12 protein-coding genes, 2 tRNA genes, 3 rRNA genes and 2 pseudogenes are annotated in these 19,554 nt (G+C 59.6%); 11 read left to right on the top strand and 8 right to left on the bottom strand.

The genetic code is table 11. The features are described 5' to 3' along the window. Window positions 1-18: 18 nt before the first annotated feature. The 6 genes from aroC to ACK28C_RS10345 form a co-directional block, all read right to left on the bottom strand. Window positions 19-1,137, bottom strand: coding sequence for a chorismate synthase (aroC, locus tag ACK28C_RS10370; RefSeq protein WP_015556657.1), 1,119 nt, complete (start codon window positions 1,135-1,137; stop codon window positions 19-21). Next, window positions 1,127-2,413, bottom strand: coding sequence for a 3-phosphoshikimate 1-carboxyvinyltransferase (aroA, locus tag ACK28C_RS10365; protein WP_015556658.1), 1,287 nt, complete (start codon window positions 2,411-2,413; stop codon window positions 1,127-1,129). The genes aroC and aroA overlap by 11 nt, the downstream gene beginning before the upstream one ends. Then, a complete protein-coding gene (gene aroB / locus ACK28C_RS10360) occupies window positions 2,410-3,489 on the bottom strand; it encodes a 3-dehydroquinate synthase (RefSeq protein WP_409152134.1) in 1,080 nt (359 codons plus the stop codon). The genes aroA and aroB overlap by 4 nt, the downstream gene beginning before the upstream one ends. Next, window positions 3,490-4,326 carry a prephenate dehydrogenase/arogenate dehydrogenase family protein gene (locus tag ACK28C_RS10355; RefSeq protein ID WP_015556659.1) on the bottom strand — a complete coding sequence of 279 codons (837 nt, stop codon included), beginning with the start codon at window positions 4,324-4,326 and terminating at the stop codon, window positions 3,490-3,492. It abuts the gene before it with no gap. Next, window positions 4,323-5,342 carry a 3-deoxy-7-phosphoheptulonate synthase gene (gene aroF, locus ACK28C_RS10350; RefSeq protein ID WP_015556660.1) on the bottom strand — a complete coding sequence of 340 codons (1,020 nt, stop codon included), beginning with the start codon at window positions 5,340-5,342 and terminating at the stop codon, window positions 4,323-4,325. Before aroF ends, ACK28C_RS10355 begins: the two co-directional genes overlap by 4 nt. Window positions 5,343-5,881: 539 nt before the next feature. Beyond that, window positions 5,882-7,153: a hypothetical protein gene (locus ACK28C_RS10345; RefSeq protein WP_409152133.1), complete on the bottom strand. Its 1,272-nt coding sequence runs from the start codon at window positions 7,151-7,153 to the stop codon at window positions 5,882-5,884. A 112-nt stretch (window positions 7,154-7,265) separates the two neighbouring features. Here ACK28C_RS10345 and ACK28C_RS10340 point away from each other — a divergent pair, with 112 nt between their 5' ends. The 10 genes and pseudogenes from ACK28C_RS10340 to rrf all read left to right on the top strand — a co-directional run bounded on the left by ACK28C_RS10340 (window position 7,266) and on the right by rrf (window position 16,368). Continuing rightward, entirely contained in the window at window positions 7,266-7,406 is a 141-nt protein-coding gene (locus tag ACK28C_RS10340; protein ID WP_409152132.1) for a hypothetical protein, read from the top strand. 44 nt (window positions 7,407-7,450) lie between these two features. Next, a pseudogene (locus ACK28C_RS10335) lies at window positions 7,451-7,684 on the top strand (IS3 family transposase); the annotation flags it as partial. A gap of 258 nt (window positions 7,685-7,942) precedes the next feature. Next, window positions 7,943-8,407: pseudogene (locus ACK28C_RS10330) on the top strand (IS3 family transposase); the annotation flags it as partial. Window positions 8,408-8,437: 30 nt separating this feature from the next. Then, a complete protein-coding gene (locus tag ACK28C_RS10325) occupies window positions 8,438-9,094 on the top strand; it encodes a transposase (RefSeq protein WP_409152131.1) in 657 nt (218 codons plus the stop codon). A 460-nt stretch (window positions 9,095-9,554) separates the two neighbouring features. Further along, the gene (locus tag ACK28C_RS10320; RefSeq protein ID WP_409152130.1) at window positions 9,555-11,042 is read left to right on the top strand and encodes a transposase; all 1,488 of its coding nucleotides are present in this window, start codon (window positions 9,555-9,557) and stop codon (window positions 11,040-11,042) included. Window positions 11,043-11,369: 327 nt separating this feature from the next. Beyond that, window positions 11,370-12,887 (top strand): 16S ribosomal RNA (locus ACK28C_RS10315). 93 nt (window positions 12,888-12,980) lie between these two features. Beyond that, window positions 12,981-13,057: transfer RNA gene (locus ACK28C_RS10310), tRNA-Ile, on the top strand. A gap of 12 nt (window positions 13,058-13,069) precedes the next feature. Beyond that, window positions 13,070-13,144: transfer RNA gene (locus tag ACK28C_RS10305), tRNA-Ala, on the top strand. 65 nt (window positions 13,145-13,209) lie between these two features. Continuing rightward, window positions 13,210-16,195 (top strand): 23S ribosomal RNA (locus ACK28C_RS10300). Between the two features lie 57 nt (window positions 16,196-16,252). Beyond that, a 5S ribosomal RNA gene (gene rrf / locus ACK28C_RS10295) occupies window positions 16,253-16,368 on the top strand. Together the 16S, 23S and 5S rRNA genes with 2 tRNA genes alongside form the textbook arrangement of a ribosomal RNA operon. Before the next feature lie 168 nt (window positions 16,369-16,536). Here rrf and ACK28C_RS10290 read toward each other — a convergent pair. After that, the gene (locus ACK28C_RS10290) at window positions 16,537-16,977 is read right to left on the bottom strand and encodes a GNAT family N-acetyltransferase (protein WP_243440669.1); all 441 of its coding nucleotides are present in this window, start codon (window positions 16,975-16,977) and stop codon (window positions 16,537-16,539) included. A 210-nt stretch (window positions 16,978-17,187) separates the two neighbouring features. Continuing rightward, window positions 17,188-17,346 carry a rubredoxin gene (gene rd, locus ACK28C_RS10285; RefSeq protein WP_015557001.1) on the bottom strand — a complete coding sequence of 53 codons (159 nt, stop codon included), beginning with the start codon at window positions 17,344-17,346 and terminating at the stop codon, window positions 17,188-17,190. Between the two features lie 393 nt (window positions 17,347-17,739). Here rd and dnaX point away from each other — a divergent pair, with 393 nt between their 5' ends. Next, window positions 17,740-19,551, top strand: coding sequence for a DNA polymerase III subunit gamma/tau (gene dnaX, locus ACK28C_RS10280; RefSeq protein WP_409152129.1), 1,812 nt, complete (start codon window positions 17,740-17,742; stop codon window positions 19,549-19,551). Window positions 19,552-19,554 lie beyond the last annotated feature (3 nt).

The following is a 19,554-nucleotide window of genomic DNA, read 5'->3' as shown; positions in this document are numbered from 1 at the left end:
ATGGCGGTGTTTTATCGGTTATGTGTCATCGTCCGCAGCCCCCGGCCTTAGGACGGGAGGCTTGTCGTGCAGCAGGTCCAGGAGCACGCAGGCGGTTACGGCCTCGATCACCGGGACGGCCCGATGGGCGATGCAGGGGTCGTGCCGGCCCGCGATGCGGAGCTCCGCCACCTCGCGCCGCGACAGGCTGACGGTGCGCTGTGGCTGGAAGATCGAAGGCGTGGGCTTGACGGCGGCCCGGAGGATCAGGGGCATCCCCGTAGTGATGCCCCCCAGGATGCCACCCGCGTTGTTGGAGGTGGTCCGGATTTTCCCCCCCTCGCCCACCTCAAAGGGGTCGTTGTCTTGAGAACCTCTCATGCGCGCCGCCGCGAAGCCCGCACCAAACTCCACGCCCTTGACGGCCGGAATTCCGAACAGGGCGGCCGCCAACCGGTTCTCCACGCCCCCGAACATCGGCTCACCCAGCCCGGCGGGCAGGCCGATGGCTGCGCACTCCACGATGCCCCCCACGGAGTCCCCCTCGTCCGCGGCCTTCAGGATGGCCTCCTTCATGCGCGCGCCAGCCCCCTCGTCGAGGACGGGCACCTCCCGTCCGGCGACGGCTGCAAGGAGAGCCGCCGATGGACGGAGGGGGAGGGGAGCATCCGTCTGACCCGCGGCCTCCGCCAGGTGTGCCCCCACCCAAATCCCCCGCCGCGACAAGATCTGTTTTGCGATGCCGCCCGCGATGCACAGGGGGGCGGTGAGCCGTCCCGAAAAGTGCCCGCCGCCCCGCATATCCGCAGCGCCATCCCACTTCGCCCACGCCGTGTAGTCGGCGTGCCCGGGGCGGGGCGTGTCCGACAGCTTCCCGTAGTCCTCCGAGCGCGCGTCCGCGTTCTCGATCATGGCGCAGAGCGGGGAGCCGCAGGTCCTGCCCTCCCGGACGCCCGATAGGATGAGGGGCTGGTCCGCCTCGTTTCGTGCTGTCGATAGGCGGGACTTCCCCGGGCGCCGGCGCTCCATGAAGGCCGCCAGCTCCTCCATGTCGATGGGCTCGCCCGCCGGTAGCCCGTCGATCAGGACCCCAATGGCCCGCCCATGGGACTGTCCAAAGACGCTGAAGCGGATGTTGATGCCGAACTCAGAGGACATGGACGTCGCCTCCCAACCGTGCGTAGTCTTCAAAGAAGGCCGGGTAGGACTTGGAACAGGCCTCCGCGTCCGTGACGGTCACGCCCTGAGGGCAACGCGAGGCCGCGACGGCCGCAGCCATGACGATGCGGTGGTCGTGAAAGCCCTCCGCGGTCCCTCCGACCAGCCCACCGCCTTGGACGATGAGCCCGTCGCCCTCCGGCGTCTCTTCCGCGCGGCCGCCGAGGGAGCGAATGAGCGAGAGCGTCGAGGCGATGCGGTCGCTCTCCTTGAGCCGGAGCCGCCCGCCGTTGACGAAGGCTGTTCTGCCGTCGGCCCACGCCGCCGTTGCAGCGAGGACCGGCAGGAGGTCGGGGGTCGCATCGACGTCGAGGGGGCAGCCCTCCAGCCCCCGAAGGGAGCCAGGGGCCACCGTGACCGCGTCTTTCCGCAGGCTCACCTCCGCTCCGAACGCCTTGAGAAAGTCCAGTATCCTCCGATCTCCCTGAGGGGAGGCGGGGTCAAGGCCCCGGACGCTCACAGGGCCGGTCAAAGCCCCGGCTGCCAAGAAGAACGCCGCGCCGGACCAGTCGCCTCCGACCTCCAGGACGCCCGGGGTGTGGAACGCCTGGGGACCCGAAAGCTGAAAGCGCCGGGGGAGGTCCGCGCCTCCGCCCTCCTCACGGGGCCGAACTCCGAAGCGGCGCAGTGCCGCCAGCGTGATGTCCAGGTAGGCAGCGGAGCGCAGGGGGGGATGGACGGTCAGGAGGCTGTCGCCGCTGAGCAGAGGAAGGGTCAGCAGGAGCCCCGTGACGTACTGGGAGCTGACGTCGCCCGGCAGGTCGAAAGCGCCGGCCTGAAGGCGGCCAGAGGTTCTGAACGGCAGGCGGTCCGCGCTGAAGGAGACGCCGTGTCGGGCCATAGCGGCCTGGAGCGCACCGATGGGGCGCTCCGGCAGGCGCCCGCTGCCGGTGAAGCGGGCCTCCTCGGCCAGAGCCGCCGCCACGGGCAGCAGGAACCGCAGCGTCGATCCGCTCTCCCGGCAGTCCAGCAGGGGACCATCGGGAACGCGCCTGATGGGAGTGACGACGAGGCTGCCCTCCTCATGAAGGACCTCGGCGCCGAGGCTCCGCAGGCAGTCCGCCGTGGCATCGATGTCCTCTGAGGTGCCGTTGAGCGTCAAGCGCGTGGGCCGGTCGGACAGGGCGGCGCAGATCAGGAGGCGGTGGGCCTCCGACTTGGACGCCGGAGCGGTGACGGTCCCGGCGAGAGGGCGCGGACGGATGAGGGCCCTCATGCCACTTCACCCGATTCGGCGAGGCCGTCGGCGATGACGCCGGGGAGTTCGTCGACCCCCACCCGGCGCAGCTCGCAGGTGCCGACCTCCTTGGGGGTGATCAGCGTGATGTCGCTGCCGGAACGCTTCTTGTCGGAAAGCGCCGCGCGGGCCAGGGCCTCGGCCGGGAAGCCCGTGGTCGCGGGTAGGCGGTTTTTGATAAGCGTCCTCTCGACGCGGCGGGCCGTGTCCTGAGCGCACCAGCCCCGCTTGGCCGAGGCGCGCGCGATGACCGCGAGGCCAGCGGCCACGGCCAGCCCATGAGGGATGGAAAAGTCAGAGCACCGCTCGATGGCGTGTCCCACCGTGTGCCCCAGATTCAGCAGCCTTCGCTCGCCCTGCTCGCGCTCGTCGCGTTCCACCACGGCGGCCTTGTACCGAACGCAGTGCAGAATGACGTCCGTAAGGCGCTCCCGGGGAGCGCCCCCCTCCTCGAAGAGCCGGAACAGGGGCTCGTCGCCCAGGACCCCGACCTTGATGGCCTCGGCAGCCCCGCACCGGTACTCCCGGTCCGGCAGGGAGGTCAGGCAATCCGTGTCGCACAGCACGAGGGAGGGCTGGTGAAATGCCCCAGCCAGGTTCTTCCCGGCGCTCAGGTCCACGGCGGCCTTGCCTCCGACGGAGGAGTCCACGGCGGCAAGCAGCGTCGTAGGGATCTGGACGAGGGGGATGCCCCGCATGTAGCACCCAGCGGCGAAGCCGGCCAGATCGCCGATGACGCCCCCGCCCAGCGCGACGACGATGTCGGTGCGGCCCATGCCTTCATGGGCCATCGCCTCGAGCAGTTCGCCGAAGGTGGAAAGGTTCTTGGTACCCTCCCCCGCGGGGAGGGCAAGGGAGGCGTGCGTGAACCCGGCATCGGTCAGGCTGTCGAGGCAGGCTCTCAGGTAGAGGGGGCCGACGTTGGCATCCGTCACGACAAAGGCCCTGCGGGGTCCCAGCGTCCGCGCGATCCTCTCCCCGCAGCGCTGCAGGAGCCCCGCCCCGACCTCGACGTCGTACCCTGACCCCACGTTGACCCTCACGACGGCGGACATTCAGTTCCCTCCCGCCTGGGCCTTTTTCTCCCGGCCTTCCTTTAGGAGAGCCCTGAGGCGTGCGGCGTCGTCCGACTTCAGAGCGTCGAGGTATCCGTTTAAGTTGTCGATCAGGGTCTCGATCTGGCCGACGAGAAAGTCCCGATTGTCCATGAGGAGCTCCGTCCAGAGGATTTCGTCGAGGCGCGCCACGCGGGTCATGTCCCGAAAGCTGCCGGCGGAGAAGCCTCTGCGTTCGAGGGCCTCCGGAGAGCGGACGTAGGCGCTCGACACCACGTGGGCCAGTTGGGAGGTGTAGGCGATGATCCGGTCGTGCTCCTCCGGGGTCGTGAAGGTGAGGGAGGCGAAGCCGACGTCCGTGAAGAAGGCCTTGAGCCGGTCGAGGAGCTGGATGTCCGTGTCCGGGCCCCTCATGAGGATCATCGAGCTGCCGGCGAAGAGGTCCGGCTGAGCGTTGACGAACCCACTGCGCTCCAGGCCCGCCATGGGATGCCCCCCGACGTAGGTGAAGCCGTGCTGGCGCGCCAGGGGCGCGAGCTCCCGGCAGACGGCCCGCTTGATCCCGCACAGGTCGATCACGACGGTCTTGCGGGATATCCCTTTCGCGTGCTCCTGCACCCAGCCGACGACGGACCGGGGCGCCAGGGCCAGCAGGAGGAGGTCGCAGTCGGCGAGGTTTTCATCCGTCAGAGGCCCGTCGATGGCCCCACACAGGCGGGCCAGCGTCATGGTTTCGCGGTCGATGTCCGCCCCCCATACGGTGTGGAGCGTACGCGTCTTGACGCTTTTCGCCATGGAGCCGCCGATGAGCCCCAGGCCGACGATCCCGACGTTCATGCCGTCCTCTCCAGCTCTTGTACGGCGGCGTGAAGGGCCTTGATCTGCCTCGCCAGCCGGTCGAAGACCTCAGGGCGCAGGGACTGGCTTCCGTCGCAGAGGGCGTGCTGTGGGTCGTTGTGGACCTCAATGATCAGGCCGTCGGCTCCGGCCGCCACGGCGGCGAGGGCCATGGGGGGGACGAGGTTGGCCTTGCCCGTGGCGTGGCTGGGGTCCACGATGATGGGGAGGTGGCTCTGCTGCCGCAGGACGGGAATGGCGGAGAGGTCCAGCGTGTTGCGCGTTGCGGTCTCGAAGGTTCGGATGCCTCGCTCGCAGAGGACGACCTTCTCGTTGCCCTCGCTCATGACGTACTCCGCGCTCATCAGGAGCTCCTCGATGGTGCCGGACATGCCGCGCTTCAAGAGGATGGGCTTGTCCTGTTTGCCCAGCTCCTTCAGAAGGTTGAAGTTCTGCATGTTGCGCGCTCCAACTTGGATGACGTCCACGTCGTCGAAGTACTCAAGCTGGTGGACCTCCATCAGCTCGGTGACGATGGGCAGCCCTGTGGCCTTCTTGGCGAGGCTCAAAAGGCGAAGGCCCTCGACGCCCTTGCCCTGAAAGGAGTAGGGGGAGGTGCGCGGCTTGAAGGCGCCGCCGCGGAGCATCGTCGCGCCGCTCTCCTTCACGGCCTGGGCCACGGCCAGGATCTGCTCCTCGCTCTCGACGGAGCAGGGCCCCGCCATGATGGTGAGGGTCCCGCCGCCGATCTGGCGGCCTGCGACCTCGATGACGGTGTCCTTGGGGTGGAATTTGCGGTTGGCCTTCTTGTAGGGCTCCTGGACGCGCCGCACGCTCTCGACGATGTCGAGGGCAGCGATGAGATCGATGTCCATTGCGGCCGTGTCGCCCACGAGCCCCAGCACGATGTGGGACTCGCCCGTGCTGGTGTGGACCTGAAGCCCTTTGTCCCGAAGCCACGCGACGAGGCTCTCAAGCTGTGCTGGATCCGGATCTTTTTTCAGAATGATGATCATGACGACTACCTCCATAAGTTTTATTATGAGAACGAAAACGCCCCCGCAGCGCTTCATGGCTGCCGGGGGCGTTCTTGATGCCGTAACGAAGAGGGTGCGTTAAAGAGCTTCACTCCCAGCCAAGCGCAAATTGGGCCTGCCGTAATCATAGGCAAAGCCGAAAAAGCAATAGCTAAAGAGCTTGACTGCGGTAAGACGCATCTCAAAAGACCTCGATTCCAAGTTCCAAAAGCCGCACGGCCCTGTCGGCCGCAAACTCAGAGCATCCTCTTACAACGTAAAAGAGGCTTGTCGAACGATGTTGCAAATCATTACACAAGCACAGCAGAAAGTCAAGCTGGGATTGGGGGCCCAAATCCACGGGAACGCAAAGCGCGGGCAAAGTAAGAGGGCCAGGCAGAGGAAAAGTTTTAAAAAATGGGCTGTTCACCCCTCCGCTGCCTTCAAATACGGAAATATCTTCCCGTTCTCACAATAACCCCGTCAGCGTGGGCTCGCACCCACACCCCCTCTCGGCTATTGGCCCAGCGTTCTCCTGCTCATTCCAGCGAGATAGCCAATTTCTCAAGCTTCCGGTACGCTCCTAGAAACCAACTCCCCACAACTCCCCCTTTCACCTGCAGCACCATGCGGCGCGCATGGCGCACCATACGCCCTATGCTCGTGTAAAACACAAATCGCAGCGTCCTGGGACGGTAACTCCTCAACGCTTCAGGCAGAAGCAGACGCTTTAACAAACTGTGCAGCGACAGAGACAGCACCGACACATTCCACCAAAACGCGTTCGACCCAAATCGGTGCGAGATGACGTGCCCGCCGGCCAGGTCCTCCTTCAGGATGCGGTGCACTTCCTCTGACTTGCCGCACCGCTCACGATACCAACGGATTACCGCTCCTCCCTCCCAATCCAACAGGTTCGTCACGATACCAAACACCTTGTATACGTGGCCCCCAAGCTCCGTCAGATGCAGCTTCTTCACCTTGGCGTTCTCAGACTCCAGGTCGTCGATCAGCTCCGGTATGAACAGCTGCCGTGAGTCCTGCAGCTCCTGAGACAGTCGGAGCTTCTTTCCCGATCCCTCCAACTCGAATGCCTCGCGAATGGCAAGAAAACGGTACGTCGGACCTTTCTTGTCGAGACTCAAAGACTGTGGCGCATAGACGACCTCCGCCCATTCCTGGCCGTTGCCCAAAGGGCGCCAATCCTTCTCACAAACTGCCTCCACCGCCTCCCTGAAATCCCGGTATACAGGACACGAGATCGCAAACTCGATCACCCTGAAACGCGCATCCTGACCCTCCGCCAGATAGCGCAAAAGGCGCGTCTGGTAACCCGCACTGTCCGAACGGTACCTCACCTTCCTCACTCCCGCAGGAAGATGCGCCAGTACCCCCTGCAGCTGCTCCAGCTGTCCGTGCCCAGGCTTCACATTCCCGTCCCGGTATTCCGTCGCCACAGGCAGGTCGTACTCCGGACAGTACACGTTCAACGCCTCGTAACTCCGTTTCCCCTGGTAGTTGTACAACGCCCCGCTCGTCTTCGTCTCGATGAACGTCGCGTCCTGGTCCAGCGTCAACTCCTCCTGCACGGACGCCTCGAACGCGCACCTCAGAAGATGGCGGTGCACCTCCTCAAACCCCCTCAGCGCCTCATTCGATGCCGGGACAAAGGAACGGCCATGACCCCGCTCCCGGTCCTCCGATTCGTTATGAAAACAGCTGGCGTAGTCCCGGGCCGACGTCGGAGATGGAAACGGCAGAGAGACTTTCTTCAGCCCCGCCTGCTCCTTCAAAAACTTCAGGTGTTCCACGGCTCTGCCGCCGCTGGAGATTGCGTTAAGCGCGTATCGTAACGACAGGACCCTATCGGAATTATCTGCGGAGTATGGTGTTTCTTCCATGCAGATAGGGCGCTGGAAAAAGATGCTGAGCGACAGGGCGTCCGAGCTTTTTGAGACGGGGAGCTCAATGGACGTAGAAAAGATCACCGACCCGTTGTACAAGGAAATCGGGCGCCTGAAAATGGATATAGAGTGGCTCAAAAAAAAAACGAGGAGGAATTGAGCGTCGCTGAACGGCGCAGTTTTGTTAATCCGTGCGATGCCGAGATGAGCATCAGACGCCAGTGCAAGCTTTTGGCATTGAGCCGCTCAGGCTATTACCGATCATTGTTGCCCTGCAGGGAGAGTGAGGCTAACGAAGAACTGATGAAGGCAATCGACCGGCAGTATATCCAGACGCCGTTCTATGGGAGTCGGAGGAAGGCGATCTGGCTCAAAGGTCAGGGATATGCGGTAAACCGTAAGCGAGTGATGCGTCTGATGCGAAAGATGGGACTGGAAGGCCAGGCTCCTGGCCCATCGACGAGCAAGCCCCATCCGGAGCACAAGGTATATCCGTATCTGCTTCGGGGTCTTGAGATAACGTCTGTCAACCAGGTATGGAGCACCCAAATCCACGGGTTGCGATGGCTTTATCGAGGCTCAAGCCCGTCGTAGCACAGGTTAAGCCGATTCTGATCTTTCACCCGTCAGGTGAGGCAAAAAACGCATAAAACCGGTTTCTGACGCACGTTAAAAATTTTGCCCGCGGATTTGGGGAGCACGGATATTACGTACATTCCTCTGAAGCAGGGGTACATGTACCTGGCGGCGGTAATGGACTGGTACAGCCGTTATGTGCTGTCGTGGGAGCTGTCGAACAGCCTGGACAGCGAATTCTGCGTGAGGGCACTGGAGGTGGCATTGAGTCGAGGTAAACCTGAGATATTCAACACGGATCAGGGCAGTCAATTTACGAGCGATGACTTTACGAGCCGGCTTTTGGACAGTGCGATACGCATCAGCATGGATGACCGTGGTCGTGCGTTGGACAACATTTTTATTGAGCGTCTATGGCGAAGCCTGAAGTACGAGTGCATCTATCTGAACGAGTATGAGAATGTGCCCGAATTGCTGGAAGGGCTGAGGTGGTGGTTCGGATTTTACAATGAGGAGCGTCCGCTCACGGCGTTACCGGGAAGGATAACCCCGCGCAACATGTATGAAAAGTGCCTCATTTCTTGAACCTTGACCTAAACTCTCTTTCCCCTCTTTTTGGTCCTTGACATGGGGACCACTATAGAGGTCATCTATGCGCCACAGTCTTTGAGCCTCGGCAGGAAAGGTCCGACGTACCGTTTTCTTGCCATTCGCGAGGCATTCGAGTTGGAGGGATCGGGAAAGAAGCTTCGACTGTCTCAGGAGCTGCAGGACTCACGGCAGCTGTTCATACCGGAGCTGATCGACGACCTGGAGTCTGAGAACGCCAAGGTGAAGAAGCTGCATCTGACGGAGCTTGGCGGCCACGTATACAAGGTGTTTGGTATCGTGACGAACCTGTTGGATTGGGAGGGAGGAGCGGTAATCCGTTGGTATCGTGAGCGGTGCGGCAAGTCAGAGGAAGTGCACCGTATCCTGAAGGAGGACCTGGCCGGCGGGCACGTCATCTCGCACCGATTTGGGTCGAACGCGTTTTGGTGGAATGTGTCGGTGCTGTCTCTGTCGCTGCACAGTTTGTTAAAGCGTCTGCTTCTGCCTGAAGCGTTGAGGAGTTACCGTCCCAGGACGCTGCGATTTTTGTTTTACACGAGCATAGGGCGTATGGTGCGCCATGCGCGCCGCATTGTGCTGCAGGTGAAAGGAGGGGTTGTGGGGAGTTGGTTTCTGGGAGCGTACCGGAAGCTTGAGAAATTGGCTATCTCGCTGGAATGAGCAGGAGAACGCTGGGCCAATAGCCGAGAGGGGGTGTGGGTGCGAGCTCACGCTGACGGGGTTATTGTGAGAACGGGAAGATATTTCCGTATTTAAAGGCAGCGGAGGGGTGAACAGCCCATTTTTTAAAACTTTTCCTCTGCCTGGCCCTTTACTTTGCCCGCACTTTGCGTTCCCGTGGATTTGGGTTGAACCCAAATCCACGGGCAAAGTTTTTAACGTGCGTCGGAAACCGGTTTTGCACGTTCGCCGCTGCACTTGGCGGACGCAAAAGGGGAATTGTCTCAATCTATGCAACAACGCATTTTATCCTTCATAAAGGCCATCGCAACCTGTGGATTTGGGTTGAACCCCAACCCGCGGGCAAAAAAATAGCACCTTGCAGGGACTGTTTGCAAAAACAGTGTTAAGCTTAAGTCACCAAACAATAAGCCATCACCTGCGAGGTGCGAAGACCATTATGCCATACAAACGACCAAAAATCGAGGTTAAGACGACGGACAAGATGCAGGACATCACCCCTTTTGCCGGCCTTTTCCCCGTTATCGAACTTTGGAATCGGCTCCATCTTGACGAAATCATCGATACTTTCATAGGAATCAGGAAGGACAAAGGGTACCGGGACTCCGAGCAGCTTCTGTCGATGGTCCTGCTGAACCTCAGCGGCGGCAGAGCCGTGGAACACCTGAAGTTTTTGAAGGAGCAGGCGGGGCTGAAGAAAGTCTCCCTGCCGTTTCCATCTCCGACGTCGGCCCGGGACTACGCCAGCTGTTTTCATAACGAATCGGAGGACCGGGAGCGGGGTCATGGCCGTTCCTTTGTCCCGGCATCGAATGAGGCGCTGAGGGGATTTGAGGAGGTGCACCGCCATCTTCTGAGGTGCGCGTTCGAGGCGTCTGCGCAGGAGGAGTTGACGCTGGACCAGGACGCGACGTTCATCGAGACGGAGATGAGCGGGGCGTTGTACAACTACCAGGGGAAACGGAGTTACGAGGCGTTGAACGTGTACTGTCCGGAGTACGACCTGCCTGTGGCGACGGAATACCGGGACGGGAATGTGAAGCCTGGGCACGGACAGCTGGAGCAGCTGCAGGGGGTATTGGCGCATCTTCCTGCGGGAGTGAGGAAGGTGAGGTACCGTTCGGACAGTGCGGGTTACCAGACGCGTCTTTTGCGCTATCTGGCAGAGGGTCAGGATGCGCGTTTCGGGGTGATCGAGTTTGCGATCTCGTGTCCTGTATACAGGGATTTCAGGGAGGCGGTGGAGGCAGTTTGTGAGAAGGATTGGCGCCCTTTGGGCAACGGCCAGGAATGGGCGGAGGTCATCTATGCGCCACAGTCTTTGAGTATCGACAAGAACGGTCCGACGTACCGTTTTCTTGCCATTCGCGAGGCATTCGAGTTGGAGGGATCGGGAAAGAAGCTCCGACTGTCTCAGGAGCTGCAGGACTCACGGCAGCTGTTCATACCGGAGCTGATCGACGACCTGGAGTCTGAGAACGCCAGGGTGAAGAAGCTGCATCTGACGGAGCTTGGCGGCCACGTATACAAGGTGTTTGGTATCGTGACGAACCTGTTGGATTGGGAGGGAGGAGCGGTAATCCGTTGGTATCGTGAGCGGTGCGGCCAGTCAGAGGAAGTGCACCGTATCCTGAAGGAGGACCTGGCCGGCGGGCACGTCATCTCGCACCGATTTGGGTCGAACGCGTTTTGGTGGAATGTGTCGGTGCTGTCTCTGTCGCTGCACAGTTTGTTAAAGCGTCTGCTTCTGCCTGAAGCGTTGAGGAGTTACCGTCCCAGGACGCTGCGATTTTTGTTTTACACGAGCATAGGGCGTATGGTGCGCCATGCGCGCCGCATTGTGCTGCAGGTGAAAGGGGGAGTTGTCGGGAGTTGGTTTCTGGGAGCGTACCGGAAGCTCAAGAAATTGGCTATCTCGCTGGAATGAGCGGGAGAACGCTGGGCCAATAGCCGAGAGGGGGTGTGGGTGCGAGCTCACGCTGACGGGGTTATTGTGAGAACGGGAAGATATTTCCGTATTTGAAGGCAGCGGAGGGGTGAACAGCCCATTTTTTAAAACTTTTCCTCTGCCTGGCCCTTTACTTTGCCCGCGCTTTGCGTTCCCGTGGATTTGGGTTGAAATTTCTCGCTTGCATTGTTCAAAAAGCCGTGATACAATATCCTTCGTTGCTCAGAAGAGCGGCAGGGGCGAGAGCCCGCGAGAAACTTGACAAAAGAATACAGCGTGTAAATATCATGCAGGATGAAGTCAGTTTTCACTGAGAGTTTGATCCTGGCTCAGGATGAACGCTGGCGGCGTGCGTAACACATGCAAGTTGGACGACGGTGTCATGAAGTGGTAACACGGAATGGCATACGGAGTAGCGGACGGGTGAGTACAACATGAGAAGCTGTCCTTCAGTGGGGGACAACGTCTGGAAGCGGACGCTAATACCCCATAGGCCGAGAGGTTAAAGCAGAGATGCGCTGGAGGAGGTGCTCGTGCCCTATCAGCTAGTTGGTGAGGTAATGGCTCACCAAGGCGACGACGGGTAGCCGGCCTGAGAGGGTGAACGGCCACACTGGAACTGAGATACGGTCCAGACTCCTACGGGAGGCAGCAGTGGGGAATATTGGGCAATGGGAGGAATCCTGACCCAGCGACGCCGCGTGAACGATGAAGGCCTTAGGGTTGTAAAGTTCTTTTATGTGGGAAGAAGGAAGTGACGGTACCACATGAATAAGCCCCGGCTAACTACGTGCCAGCAGCCGCGGTAATACGTAGGGGGCGAGCGTTGTCCGGAATTACTGGGCGTAAAGGGCACGCAGGCTGTGATTCAAGTCAGCTGTAAAAGGATGCGGCTTAACCGTGTTTAGCAGTTGAAACTGGATGACTGGAGTGCTGGAGAGGCAAGTGGAATTCCCAGTGTAGCGGTGAAATGCGTAGATATTGGGAAGAACATCGGTGGCGAAGGCGACTTGCTGGCCAGTAACTGACGCTGAGGTGCGAAAGCCAGGGTAGCAAACGGGATTAGATACCCCGGTAGTCCTGGCTGTAAACGATGAATGCTAGGTGTGCGAGCAGAGATGTTGGTGTGCCGCAGTTAACGCGATAAGCATTCCGCCTGGGGAGTACGGTCGCAAGATTGAAACTCAAAGGAATTGACGGGGGCCCGCACAAGCGGTGGAGCACGTGGTTTAATTCGATGCAAACCGAAGAACCTTACCTGGGTTTGACATGTATGTGGTAGGAGTCTGAAAGGGCGACGACGTACTTTCGGGTACGAGCATACACAGGTGCTGCATGGCTGTCGTCAGCTCGTGTCGTGAGATGTTGGGTTAAGTCCCGCAACGAGCGCAACCCCTGCGGCCAGTTGCCAGCGGTTAGGCCGGGCACTCTGGCAGGACTGCCATCGACAAGATGGAGGAAGGTGGGGATGACGTCAAGTCATCATGGCCCATATGTCCAGGGCGACACACGTGCTACAATGGGCGGTACAGAGGGAAGCGACACTGCGAGGTGAAGCGGATCCCATAAAGCCGCTCTCAGTTCGGATTGAAGTCTGCAATTCGACTTCATGAAGTTGGAATCGCTAGTAATCGCAGATCAGCCAAGCTGCGGTGAATCCGTTCCCGGGCCTTGTACACACCGCCCGTCACACCACCCGAGCCGGGTGTACCCGAAGCCGGTGGCCTAACCGAAAGGAAGGAGCCGTCGAAGGTGTGTCTGGTGAGGGGGGTGAAGTCGTAACAAGGTAGCCGTACGGGAACGTGCGGCTGGATCACCTCCTTTCTAAGGAGACCAGGTGAGTTGGACAAGTCCAGCTGACACGAGTCTTAATGGTTTTAAACCTGCTGGTATTTACGCGCTGTGTTTTTTTATGATGGGCCGATAGCTCAGTTGGTTAGAGCACGCGGCTGATAACCGCGAGGTCGGAGGTTCGAATCCCCCTCGGCCCACCATGTTCAATTCAAGGGGATGTAGCTCAGTGGGAGAGCAATGGCTTTGCAAGCCATGGGTCGTCGGTTCGAATCCGATCATCTCCACCATGCTTGTTGAGTTATGATTTCCCTGTGTATATTGACAACGGAATAGAAGGCAAAGATGAATTGGAGAGCAAAGGAATAAGGGCATACGAAGGATGCCAAGGCATCTGACAGCGAGGAAGGACGCGGCTAGCGGCGAAATGCTCCGGGGAGAGGCAAGCGATCGTTGATCCGGAGGTGTCCGAATGGGGGAACCCCCCTGGCGCAGGCCAGGGACCCGCAAGAGCGGGGGCGAAGTCGGCGAAGTGAAACATCTCAGTAGCCGGATAGAGAAGAAATCGAAGAGATACCCTAAGTAGTGGTGAGCGAACGGGGAAGAGCCTAAACCGACTGCGTGTAAGCCTGCAGGCGTTGCGCAGGGCGGTGTAATAGGGACGTGCTGGAGGGCACTGCAGAGCCCTCGGACAGTTACCAAGTTCAAGTCTAGTTGAATGGTGTTGGGAAAGCCAGCCTGAGAGGGTGAGAGCCCCGTAAGCGAAAGGATTGAGCCTGTCTGAGCACGGACCCTGAGTAGGCCGGAGCACGAGGAATTCCGGTTGAATTCGGGCCGACCATGGTCCAAGGCTAAATATGTCAGATGACCGATAGCGAAGAGTACCGAGAGGGAAAGGTGAAAAGCACCCCTGGCGGGGAGTGAAAGAGACCTGAATTCGTATGCTTACAAGCGATCGGAGCATGACGTACGTCTTCGGGTGTACGGGTGTGTGACGGTATGCCTTTTGTAAAATGAGCCGGCGAGTTATTGTGCATAGCGAGGTTAAGGAGCAGGAGCTCCGGAGCCGGAGGGAAACCGAGTCTGAATAGGGCGCTTAGTTTTGCATAATAGACCCGAAGCCCGACGATCTATCCATGTCCAGGTTGAAGCTCCGGTGAAGCGGGGTGGAGGACCGAACCGAAGCCTGTTGAAAAAGTCTCGGATGAGGTGTGGATAGGAGTGAAAAGCTAATCGAGTTGGGTGATAGCTGGTTCTCCCCGAAATGCATTTGGGTGCAGCCCGGAATGTTTAGTGGCGGGGGTAGAGCACTGAATGGACGCGGGCGGTTGTAACCGTACCAAATTCAATCAAACTGCGAATACCGCTACTTAAGAGTTCCGGAGTGAGACTGCGGGAGAGAAGTTTCGTGGTCGAGAGGGAAAGAGCCCAGATCCACGGCTAAGGTCCCAAAGACATGCTAAGTGTGGCAAGGATGTGACGATGCCCGGACAGCCAGGAGGTTGGCTCAGAAGCAGCCATCCTTTAAAGAGTGCGTAATAGCTCACTGGTCGAGGATTGTTGCGCCGAAAATACTGGGGGCTAAGCATGACACCGAAGCCTGGAGATTGACTTTAAGGAGTCGAATCGGTAGGGGAGCGTTGTATGCGGGGTGAAGTACGCCCGGAAGGACGTGTGGACTGCATACAAGAGAGAATGCCGGCATGAGTAACGCGAAGTGTGTGAGAATCACACTCACCGGAAGTCCAAGGGTTCCTGGGGAAGGTTGATCCGCCCAGGGTAAGGCGGGACCTAAGGTCAGGCCGAAAGGCGTAGCTGATGGACAACAGGTTGCTAATCCTGTCCCGCGATGAGTTCGTTACGACGATGGAGTGACGCAGGAGGCTAGGTGCGCCGGGTGATGGATCCCGGTCTAAGGGAGCGGCCTGACGAGGGAGGTAAATCCCCCTTGTTAAAGGTTAGACCTGATGGGGAGCGAGCCGCGAGGTGAGCGAAGGTATTGAAGCCAGGCTGCCAGGAAAAGCTTCTAAGGAGAACTCATAGCGCCCGTACCCGAAACCGACACAGGTGGACTGGCTGAGGAGGCTAAGGTGAGCGGGAGAACTATCGTTAAGGAACTCTGCAAATTGACCCCGTAACTTAGGGAGAAGGGGTGCCACGCTTGGTGCAAGCTGAGGGTGGTCGCAGAAACCAGGCACAGGCGACTGTTTACTAAAAACACAGGACTCTGCATAAGGCGCAAGCCGAAGTATAGGGTCTGACACCTGCCCGGTGCTGGAAGGTTAAATGGAGGGGTTAGTACAGTGATGTGCGAAGCTCTGAAATGAAGCCCCAGTAAACGGCGGCCGTAACTATAACGGTCCTAAGGTAGCGAAATTCCTTGTCGGGTAAGTTCCGACCTGCACGAAAGGTGTAACGATCTGTGCGCTGTCTCGACGGTAGGCCCGGTGAAATTGTGGTCCTGGTAAAGACGCCAGGTACCCGTGGTGGGACGGAAAGACCCCATGGAGCTTTACTGTAACTTAGTATTGAATTTTGTCCTACGATGCACAGGATAGGTGGGAGGCATTGAGAGTGGGATTTTGGTTCCATTTGAGCCGCCGTTGGGATACCACCCTTTGTATGATGAAATTCTAACCCGGAGGCGTTGAAACACGCGCGGGGACATTGCTAGGCGGGCAGTTTGACTGGGGCGGTCGCCTCCCAAAGAGTAACGGAGGCGCGCAAAGGTCACCTCAGGGCGAATGGAAACCGCCCTATGAGAGCGTAAGCGTATAAGGTGGCTTGACTGTGAGACGGACGTGTCGAACAGGAACGAAAGTTGGTGCTAGTGATCCGGTGGTGCCGAATGGAAGGGCCATCGCTCAACGGATAAAAGCTACCCTGGGGATAACAGGCTGATCTCGCCCGAGAGTTCCAATCGACGGCGTGGTTTGGCACCTCGATGTCGGCTCATCGCATCCTGGGGCTGAAGCAGGTCCCAAGGGTTGGTCTGTTCGCCCATTAAAGCGGTACGTGAGCTGGGTTTAGAACGTCGTGAGACAGTTCGGTCCCTATCCACCATGGGCGTAAGGTATTTGAGGAGAGCTGTTCCTAGTACGAGAGGACCGGAATGGACGAACCGCTAGTGTATCGGTTGTGGCGCCAGCTGCAAAAGCCGGGTAGCTATGTTCGGCCGGGATAACCGCTGAAAGCATCTAAGTGGGAAGCCCCCTCCAAGATGAGATACCTGACTCTATAAGAGATAAGACGTCCGCAAGACGAGCGGGTAGATAGGCCGGAAGTGTAAGCGTTGAGAGGCGTTGAGCTGACCGGTACTAATACGTCGAAACTTTGCACTCCAAATCATTGATGTTTTCTATTTTGGTTGTTGGTATATGCAGGGTAAAGAATTGTTTTCTGGTGGCCATGGCGGCAGGGGAACACCCGGACCCATGTCGAACCCGGAAGTTAAGCCTGCAAGCGCTGATGGTACTGTGTGGGGTACACACGGGAGAGTAGGTCGCTGCCAGAAAACTGATTTAAAGGCGGAGGAAGCTGACATACGTCAGCTTCCTCCGCCCTTTTTTATGCCCACAAATTGACCCCTGCAAGAGGGGCACCCGTAGGGGCTGGGGTAATCCAGCACGACGACCTCCACGGAAACCCTCTGGCAAAATGACCCCGCTCTACGCGCGGTCGTTTACGTGTCGATTCGGCGCATCTCCCGGATCGTTTTGTTCCTGTAAATCAGGTCGTCCCTGATCGTGAAGCCGCTCCTTTCCCAGAACGAATTTCCCCCCTGGTTCCTGGCGAACACGACCAGCGCAACCTTGTTGATGCTGCAGCCCTTCAGTGCTTCCATTGCCGCGTTCACCAGCTTTGTCGCGATGCCTCGTTTTCTGTAATCCGGGTGGATGGACGTGTGGTAGATGTACCCTCTGCGTCCGTCGTGTCCGGACAGGATCACGCCCACGACGCTCTCCTGCTCGATCGCCACAAAGCAGGTGTCGGGATTTCTGGTCAAAAATTTCGCGATCCCCTCCCTTGAGTCGTCCAGGTCGTTCAACCCCATCCCTGAGCAGGACGTCCACAGGGCATACACTTCGTCATAGTCAGCAACGAGCATTTTCCTGATTTCCAAGCGCGTATCTCCTTTCGGTACAGAGGCACAAAACTGCAAAACACTTTCGCAACGACGGGGACATGGGTGGCTCCTGCGGTTGTCTGACGGCGAAGACGGCCCTGAGGGGCAGGTGACGCGCCGGGGCCATCGCTGAAGGAGCAAAGAAGGATCAAAAAAGAACGATTGACCTGGGTCAATCGTTCTTGCCGATGCACTCTGCCGGTCGTCTCAGGCCGGTTCAAACTCGTCCTTGCCCACGGCGCAGAGCGGGCACACCCAACCCTCCGGAAGGTCCTCAAAGGCAGTGCCTGGTGCGACGCCGTTATCCGGATCGCCAGCCTCCGGGTCATAGACATACCCGCAGACCTTGCACACGTACTTCTTCATAAAGATTCCCCCCTGCTGTTGCTTGTTGCGGCCTTCAAACAAAGTTTCAAGACCATTCGGCCTTATTATAGCTTAACCGCGTCGAATGTTGCAAACCTGCGTCCGGCTCCGGGAAACGCCAAGCTGAATCGGAGCCCGTCGCCGCATGGGGGGCTTTCCATCCCACCAAGGGAAGCTGCAATGGGGGGGCTGCCGCCGCCGCTCTCTCGCAGCGAGCCGTTAGCGCCTGTCGGAGTCCAGAGCCTTTACGGAGGCTTTGTCAGTGAATCCGCTCTTCCCCGGGTCACCAGAGATTCATGCTCAAGAAACCGGTTGGAATGGTACAATAAAAAGGCTGAAGGGTCAAAAACGATCGAAGGACTATCTCCTGAAGGGGATCGAGGGGGCGATAACGTGAGCAATTCCTTATATCGGCAGTATCGTCCCCAGAGGTTTGCCGACGTCGTGGCCCAGGAGGCGGCACGGGATGTCCTGATGCACGCTCTCGAAAACTCGCGCATCGGTCACGCCTACCTGTTTTCCGGACCGAGGGGCTGTGGAAAGACCTCCATAGCGCGGATTTTGGCGAAAGCCTTGAACTGCCGTGCTCCCCTTGGCGTCGAACCCTGCGGTTCCTGCGTCAACTGCATGGCGATCACGGCGGGCAGCAGCCCTGACGTTGTGGAGATCGACGAAGCTTCCAACAACAGCGTAGACGAGGTGCGTCAACTGAAGAGTCAGGTGCCACTGGTGCCCTTCGCTTCAAAGTACAAGGTCTACATCATTGACGAAGTCCACATGCTCTCCGCCGCAGCCTTTAACGCGCTCCTGAAGACGTTGGAGGAGCCCCCCTCCTACGTGGTCTTCATCCTGGCCACAACGGAACCCTACAAGGTGCCCGTCACCATCCGTTCCCGCTGCCAGCACATCCCGTTTCACAGCATCGGGGCCCGGAAGATCTTTGAGCACCTCACGCACGTCTGCGAATGGGAAAGGACTGCCGCTCAGCCGGAGGCGCTCTGGGAGGTCGCCCGACAGGCGGACGGCGCTCTGCGCGACGCCCTTTCCATGCTGGAACAGATCATCAACCGCGCCGCAGGCGAGGTCACCCTGGAGGACGTCGAGTCCGCCCTGGGTGCGGGTAGCCGCCCTGCCGTTGAACGTTGGCTCTCTGCCCTGAAGGGCGAGGGCAGTTCCTCCTATGTGGAGTTCACCAAGATGATGGAAGGGGGATCGCCGCAGCACGTCTTTGAGGAGCTGTTCTCCCTCGTGAAGAACCTGTGGCTTGCCGTGCGCTGGCCAAACGTGACGAGAGAACTTGACGTCTCCGAGCAGGAGAAGAAATTTCTTGCGGAGGAGGCGCCGCGGTGGTCCGCGGAGGAGCTGCGCACCCTGCTGGAGGCCGTCGCCAACCTACTTGTGCAGGTCCGCCTCGGCGTCAGGATCGATATCCTGACCGGACTTCTGATGCTGGAGCTTTCCCGTATCCTCGAACCGGACGGGGCCGCGACGAGGCGGCCCCAGGGAACGGCGAGCCCCAGCCCGCAGCCTCTATCCGCCGGCCCCGCAGCGGAGCCTGTGGAGGAGCCGGCGAAAGGGGAGGAAGAACGAGTCCCGATCCCACAGCCCCCTGACGAAAGGGGAACGGATCGAGCTGAGGGGCCTTTGAATGCGGACTGGAAGCCCGCCTCGAAGGAGGCCTTCGTCAAGCTGATGGCCGCTGCCCGTCAGGCGGACTTCGTCCTCTATTGTGCCCTTTTGGACGCCGATATGAAGCAGAGCGGGAGCTCCGTGCTCCTGGACATGAGGGATCGCTATCCCTACGAGACGCTGTGCCTCGAACGCTGGCGCTCCGGCCTCCTGGAGCTGCTGGAGGGGGCAGCCGACGGCGTGTTCCTCCGCTACCGGGACGAGGTGTTCGCCTGTGCCGGCGGCGGGCCGCGCGTTGAGGAGGCTGCCGGCGCAGGACGGAAAGGGGCGGTGCCGCAGCCTCAAGAAAAGGAGGAAACACAGCACCCCACCTCCCCGGAGGAAGAGGCGAGGCGACCGGTACACCCGGTTGAAAACGCGTCGCTCAAGGATGAAAGGCTTTCATCCGACCTGCCCTTTGACGGACTGGTCCACGATTTGTCGGTGCTGATGAAGGGCGAGGTCGTGCTGGTACGCCGCGAGGCGGATGAGGCGGCCAGGGAGAGGATGGAAGAAGCTGGAGAGGACGATGAATGATCA

Source organism: Fretibacterium fastidiosum (assembly GCF_964642095.1).
Lineage (GTDB): Bacteria > Synergistota > Synergistia > Synergistales > Aminobacteriaceae > Fretibacterium > Fretibacterium fastidiosum.
This window is presented reverse-complemented; position numbering and strand designations above follow the sequence as displayed.